Origin of the sequence: Geitlerinema sp. CS-897 (assembly GCF_028368005.1) — a bacterium.
Classification (GTDB): domain Bacteria; phylum Cyanobacteriota; class Cyanobacteriia; order Cyanobacteriales; family Geitlerinemataceae; genus Baaleninema; species Baaleninema simplex.
On the sequence record NZ_JAQNCQ010000311.1, the window covers coordinates 21,033 to 27,032 of the forward strand.

General features: G+C 48.5%; 7 protein-coding genes and 1 pseudogene. 5 read left to right on the forward strand and 3 right to left on the reverse strand.

Going from position 1 to position 6,000, the window contains the following annotated elements; translation table 11 throughout:
- Nucleotides 1-343 precede the first annotated feature (343 nt).
- From POG22_RS19895 to POG22_RS19905, 3 genes are all read left to right on the forward strand, one after another.
- Nucleotides 344-688, forward strand: a complete 345-nt coding sequence (locus POG22_RS19895; RefSeq protein WP_063718167.1) for a DUF1815 family protein — start codon at nucleotides 344-346, stop codon at nucleotides 686-688.
- 57 nt (nucleotides 689-745) lie between these two features.
- Nucleotides 746-1,621 carry an alpha/beta fold hydrolase gene (locus POG22_RS19900; RefSeq protein ID WP_498906897.1) on the forward strand — a complete coding sequence of 292 codons (876 nt, stop codon included), beginning with the start codon at nucleotides 746-748 and terminating at the stop codon, nucleotides 1,619-1,621.
- A 116-nt stretch (nucleotides 1,622-1,737) separates the two neighbouring features.
- The gene (locus tag POG22_RS19905) at nucleotides 1,738-2,214 is read left to right on the forward strand and encodes a Uma2 family endonuclease (RefSeq protein ID WP_498906898.1); all 477 of its coding nucleotides are present in this window, start codon (nucleotides 1,738-1,740) and stop codon (nucleotides 2,212-2,214) included.
- Between the two features lie 230 nt (nucleotides 2,215-2,444).
- Here the strand turns inward: POG22_RS19905 and POG22_RS19910 are convergent.
- Nucleotides 2,445-2,744 (reverse strand): annotated as a pseudogene (locus POG22_RS19910) (aldo/keto reductase); the annotation flags it as partial.
- 329 nt (nucleotides 2,745-3,073) lie between these two features.
- Between POG22_RS19910 and POG22_RS19915 the strand changes: the two are divergent.
- A complete protein-coding gene (locus tag POG22_RS19915) occupies nucleotides 3,074-3,292 on the forward strand; it encodes a hypothetical protein (protein ID WP_498906899.1) in 219 nt (72 codons plus the stop codon).
- A 95-nt stretch (nucleotides 3,293-3,387) separates the two neighbouring features.
- On the opposite strand, the gene POG22_RS19920 is transcribed toward POG22_RS19915, so the two are convergent.
- Nucleotides 3,388-4,356 carry an integron integrase gene (locus POG22_RS19920; protein ID WP_498906900.1) on the reverse strand — a complete coding sequence of 323 codons (969 nt, stop codon included), beginning with the start codon at nucleotides 4,354-4,356 and terminating at the stop codon, nucleotides 3,388-3,390.
- Nucleotides 4,357-4,594: 238 nt separating this feature from the next.
- Here POG22_RS19920 and POG22_RS19925 point away from each other — a divergent pair, with 238 nt between their 5' ends.
- Nucleotides 4,595-5,878 (forward strand): hypothetical protein, encoded by a 1,284-nt coding sequence (locus POG22_RS19925; RefSeq protein ID WP_498906901.1) that lies wholly within the window; start codon nucleotides 4,595-4,597, stop codon nucleotides 5,876-5,878.
- Nucleotides 5,879-5,887: 9 nt separating this feature from the next.
- Here POG22_RS19925 and POG22_RS19930 read toward each other — a convergent pair.
- The coding region (locus tag POG22_RS19930; protein WP_498903168.1) for a transposase at nucleotides 5,888-6,000 on the reverse strand (113 nt) is incomplete at its 5' end.

Here is a 6,000-nt window from a genome sequence, read left to right on the forward strand (position 1 = left end):
ATTATTAAACTCGGACTCGTCCGAGCCTTGTCGTCAGAGATCGTCGAATTTTCAAAGCAGTTCTATCCGCGAGATCGCGTTCGGCTCCCGCTCCTTGCAGTCAAGAGATGGCGGGAGCTAGACATTTGTTAGTCGGTCAAAAACGAAGCGATCCCCGCAGTCACTTGCGATCGAAGATACGTCAAGTCGATCGAAAGTAAGTTAACGTGAGGCATAAGTCTCGATATCTGACTGTCTTTCTCCAGCGAGCGTGCGAGGTCGATCGAAAGACCGAGATGAGCTAAATTGTTAAGTAAATTTTAAAAATGTTAACCTGCGTGTTTCGCGTGATAGGAGGAGAACCGTGTTTATACGACTTGCCGAACAGCACCGTCAATTCGTGCGAGAGCTAGTGATGAATCTCAAAGCATTAGCCATCGTGCTAGAGCGTCGGGGATATCTGGCATCGTGCTATACCTGTGGCAGTCAGATGAACAGTGCCTCGTTTATGGTCAGTCTGGGAGACAATCACCTCATTCGTTTCCTCGTTTCCGACTACGGCATTACCTGGACGGAAATGCGCGACGATCGCGAACTGATGAAACTCGAAGGCGCCGAAGCCATCGCGCAACTGCAAGAACTGGCAAATCTCGTGAAATACCAAATCGCCCCGAGCGACTACCGACCGGCGGCCGTCCAACAAGCCTAAAATAAGAGTAGAGAACCCGTTTTCTGCGGTTCGATCGCTTTGATTTGGTTTTTTTTCATGACAGACATCGAACTGGGTTGGCAGCATCGCTACGTCGATACCAATCGCATTCGCCTTCACTGCGTCACCCAAGGTGAAGGAGAACTCGTCGTATTACTACACGGTTTTCCCGAATTTTGGTATTCCTGGCGCTACCAAATTCCCGCCTTAGCCCGCCGCTTTAAAGTCGTCGTTCCCGACTTACGCGGATACAACGATTCCGACAAACCTCGAAGCGGCTACGACCTCGACACCCTCAGCGAAGACGTGCGGGGGTTAATTTCCGCCCTGGGCTACCGTCACGCCCACCTCGTCGGTCACGATTGGGGCGGCGCGATCGCGTGGCATTTCGCCCAAAAATTCCCCGAATTACTCGATCGCCTCGCCATTCTCAACGCTCCTCACCCTCAAACCTTCACCCGAGAACTCGTCGGAAACCTCGACCAATTCCGCCGCAGTTGGTACGTTTTCGCCTTGCAAATTCCCACCCTTCCCGAGTGGCTGATTCAAAACAACCTGAAAAACTTCGTGACCAACATTTTTCGGGATAACGCCGTTCGTAAGGGGGCGTTTAGCCGAGAAGATACAGAAATTTATCGAGCCGCTCTGGAAAAACCCGGCGTTCTGCAAGCGATCGTGCAGTATTACCGCCAGTTGATGACACCTCAAAGCTGGCTGAAAACCTGGACGCGATCGCCAGCGACGATTTCCGTTCCGACGCTGGTTTTGTGGGGCGAGGACGACTCGTTTTTGAGTAAAACCTTAACTGAAGGACTCGATAAGCTCATTTCTGGACCTTTTCAGCTTAAGTTTGTTTCTCAGTGCGGTCATTGGATTCAGCAGGAAGTGCCGCAGACGGTGAATCGGGAGTTGTTGGAGTTTTTTAAGGTGTAAGGAAAGCGGGTATCGATCGCAGGGCGCATTGCCATGCTGTGTTGGAAGGGCTGTCCGGCGTTCAGTTGAAGCCAGTATCGCTAAACTAAAATTAGCTCCTCCTCACCACCCCAACCATGCTCGCCAACGATCCCCTCTACATCACCCCGGAAGACTACCTCGCCATTAACCTCCTCAGCTACCTGCGACCCCACACCCAAACGCAAAACTGCCGCATCAACCTCGCCGATGCCAAACTTCAGGTCAACGACACCACCTACCGCTACCCCGACCTCATGGTGAGCTGCGACGATCGCGACCGCACCGCCACCGACGCTCTGCGCCACCCGACACTCATCGTCGAAGTCATCTCTCCCGGAACTGCCGCTCGCGACCGGGGCGAAAAACTGCGTGAATACCGCACTCTGCCCAGCTTGCGAGAATATCTACTCGTTGAAACCCAACAGATTTTTGTCGAGATCTACCGGCGCGGCACTGGCCGCTTTTGGCTCTACGACACCTACGGCAGCGGCGAAATCCTCCACCTCGAAAGCCTCAATGTAGATCTAGAGATCGACGCCCTCTACGAAAATATCACGCTCGCCAACCTCTAAACCCGCGCTCCCCAAAACACGGATTCTTCACCAACCGAAACCCACCCACAACGCAAACCCCGATCGCTACTGATGCTCGTCATTGACTTTCTTTAGTTTGGCATCTAGAAGATTTTTAAGCTGATTGCTAAGCCGTCATTTTGGTATACAGCTCAAACAGTTTTTCCAGACGCTCGGTATCGTTTTTGAAGCGGCGACCGATGTAGATGCGCTCTAGCACTTCGTCGTTGCGATCGCTCGCAGGCTTCGAGTACCTGGTCGTACTTGAGATGGTTGGCGAAGACTTTGTCGGCGTACACCACTTTATCGCGCACGTCAGCCAGCGCCCGCGCGACAATCTGCTCGGAATGTCCGTCGCCGTACTGTTCGGCGGTGTCGATGCTGGTGATGCCCGCGTCGTAGGCGGCGCGAATTGTCCGCACCATCTCCTCGTCGTCGATTCCCGTCCACATGGCTTTGCCCGCCTGCCAGGTTCCCAGCAAAACGGGGGTCATTTGCACGTCAGATTTACCAAGTTTGCGCGTGTTCACGGTGAAGTCTCCTTGCAATGAGTTAGGACAATGAGGGGAGGCAGTCTGCGATTTCGATCTTCAGAATCGGGATATAAAAGAATCTAGAGAAAGCAGCCCTGTAGCTCGAAAGACGTTTCGCTTTGAGTTTGTCGTCTAAGTTAGGCTGATGCAGAAACCCGGTCTCTAAACGGTGTGTCCTGGTTTGAGCGTTTCGTTCTTAACGGGAAGCCGGGTTTCTCAGTTTAAAATAGCTCGATTTTAGTCTGGGTTTTGAACGCGATCGAGACTCGGTCTAGATCATTCTTTCAAAAATAGGACGGTTTTAAAAACAGCGCATCCTACTTTTGATGGATAGTGCGATCGGCTCGACGCCGAATCTCGACGACGACGCGGCGAGCAATCTCTCAGCGATCGGCTATCTGATGCTTCTAGTGGAGAATGCCAGTCTCTACGAGGGCAGGACTTACGCACAGTTGGCTGAAAAACCCGGTTTCTCGTTTTTCCTTCAGCCCTCTTCGTTCGGAAGGGGGCTTTTTGCTCCCCGGGAGTTACGCATGGCTGGCTAAAAAACCGGTTTCTCGTTGAAAATCAGGCGATTGAACCACGACTCACCGTTTAGAAAACGGGTTTTTGCGTAAGTCCTACTCTCTCCGAACGCCAGTTAGACCAGTCCATCCAAAGGACTGCGAACGCATCGACCGCATCGATTCAGCACATGGGTGTAAATCATAGTTGTCTTTACATCTTTATGTCCGAGTAGCTCCTGCACCGTGCGAATGTCGTAACCGTTCTGGAGCAAGTGGGTCGCGAAACTATGGCGAAATGTGTGACAGCTCACGCGCTTTTGCAATCCGGCACTTCTCACGGCTTGCTTCACTGCTTTTTGCAAGCCACTCTCATGCAGGTGGTAACGGATAATAACACCACTACGAGGATTCCGACACCGAGTTGATGATGGAAACACAAACTGCCAAATCCACTGACGGTTTGCATTGGGATACTTCCGTGCTAAGGCGAAAGGCAAAGTCACTGCCCCGTAACCCTGTTCCAAATCTTGCTGATGGAGACGCTTTACCATCTGCAAATGTTCTTGCAAAGGCTCGACGATGGAGGTGGGAAGCATCGTTACCCGGCTCTGTCTTCCTTTAGTATCTTGCACCACAATCTGATGCTGTGTGAAATCCAAGTCTTTGATGCGTAATTGCATTGCCTCTCGCAGTCGCAAGCCGCTGCCATAAAGCAGTTGGACAATGAGACGATGAACACCTGACATTTGATGAATCACCAACCGCGCTTCCTCGACAGTCAAAACTGTAGGGAGCCTCCGAGAACGCTTAGCCCTGATAGCGTCAACTCCTTCTAAGGGGCGACCTAATATCTCTTTGTACAAGAAGAGTATTGCACTAAGTGCTTGATTTTGAGTGGCTGCTGCTACTCCATTTTGTACTGCCAAGTGGGTCAAAAATGCTTCAACCTCTGGTACTCCCATTTCATTGAGATGGCGCTTGTTGTGAAAGAGGATGTAGCGGCGAATCCATTGAACGTAGGTTTGTTCGGTACGGTAGGAGTAGTGTTTGACTCGGATCGCGTCGCGCACGCGATCGAGCAGCTTTTTGGGATGAGGTTGCATGATTTGGGAATGCTTGTGCTGGGAAGTATTAAATTAATCCTAATGCAGCCTTGACGTTCGATCGAAATGGTAGTTCGATCGAAATGGTAGTTATACTGAAGATCTACACCTAATCACCCCTAGGGGGACATTATGCTGAAATCGTCTACTTAATCACCCCCAGGAGGGGCGTTAGGTGGAGTTTTTCTGCCTAATTTGCTTATATGGGGTATTATGTGGAAAGTTTCCGTCTAATAAATTGTTAGGAGCCTCTTGTTCATCAGTATCTGATTTCAGCCAACCAAAATGTTCAAGTTTAGTAATGATTATGAATACTCCATATATTCGTGTCAAACTCAAAAGTGTTCAATATCTCAGAGGATTCATTGGTTATGATTTCACAATTGCTTTTACTCCCATATCAATATCTGGCAGCACAATTGCACTGAATGTCAGATTAGAACGAGGAGAAACTAAGTCTCTGGATTTGGAGATTCTCGAACTATCGTCTAATACAACATTTGACCCTTTTACTCATAAATTTAAGCTTGAGTCTCGGTTAACAGAATCGGGATCTGATGAAACCTTTCCGGATAATGCTCTGACAGCCTTTGAGTTTTCACCACCAAGCAGTACTGGAGAAGATCTTGCTCCTAACCAGAAGGCTTGGATTCATGAACGAGAACAAGTTATTGAAGAGACAGGAGGAAATCAATATACGACACCGGATGCCACCCTCAAATTTATCTTTGAGATTGAAATCAAACAATCAGCAGATCTAACCTCAGATGAGCGAGATAACTTTCCTTTTGGTATAGATGGAGGGCTTGATAGTCTTCGTGAAAATAAAATGATGGCCTCTCGTGTTACAGAGTTGAGAAATTATGCCAGAAATCAGGCTACTGGGGTGAGTGATTTCTGCGATTTTCGTAATTTACTTACCTCCATAGATAACATTAATAATGGAGAAAATATAATTCTAAACGATTTTGAAAAAATGGTTGTGTGGCTTGAGGTATTTCAATACCATATTGAGAGAGTTGTTCTGAGGCAGGTCCCTGTAGTAAATAGAACTATTATTTCTTTTCCTCACCTGGATCTTCATGGACTGGCATCAGGCTTGAGTTCTGGACTAGATCAGGCAGTTGACAATGTTCCCGCTCACATTGTTATTCCGGTGGAAGATCGACATCATGGTCTTGCGAGCAATATCAGCCATGATAGTAGAGTTTCTGTACCCACAGAACCACCTAGTTGGGCAGAACTCAAGCAAATCCTGGTTATCGGTGGATTTACTGAAGATAGTATGGAAAGAAATACATGGTGGCACTCCTGGCCAACTATTGATAGCGCCATAGCTGATAATGACCCACGCTTCATTTCTGAGGGATACATGCGAATCTATACTGCTGAGCGCAGAGGTACCATTGAAGATGCAAGAGCTTCCTTAGGCACGATCGAAGCTTTTCGAGCATATAGAAAATCGGGATTCAGTAGCTATGCTGCTAGCTGGATTAGCACATTTAGGCTCTTCCGAACTTAAGATGCAGAATCAATCTGAAAAAATCATAGAAAGCTGACTCCTAAGCTCAAAGTTGCAGAAATTACGAAATCCATAAGCTTTGCGTTTAATCAGCTTTAACTTGTTGTTTAAACCTTCCACAA

What these genes read in the sequence shown, in the direction of transcription:
- POG22_RS19920 (WP_498906900.1), bottom strand. Translation starts at nt 4,356, where the DNA reads ATGCAACCTCATCCCAAAAAGCTGCTCGATCGCGTGCGCGACGCGATC.
- POG22_RS19915 (WP_498906899.1), top strand. Translation starts at nt 3,074, where the DNA reads ATGGATAGTGCGATCGGCTCGACGCCGAATCTCGACGACGACGCGGCG.
- POG22_RS19905 (WP_498906898.1), top strand. Translation starts at nt 1,738, where the DNA reads ATGCTCGCCAACGATCCCCTCTACATCACCCCGGAAGACTACCTCGCC.
- POG22_RS19900 (WP_498906897.1), top strand. Translation starts at nt 746, where the DNA reads ATGACAGACATCGAACTGGGTTGGCAGCATCGCTACGTCGATACCAAT.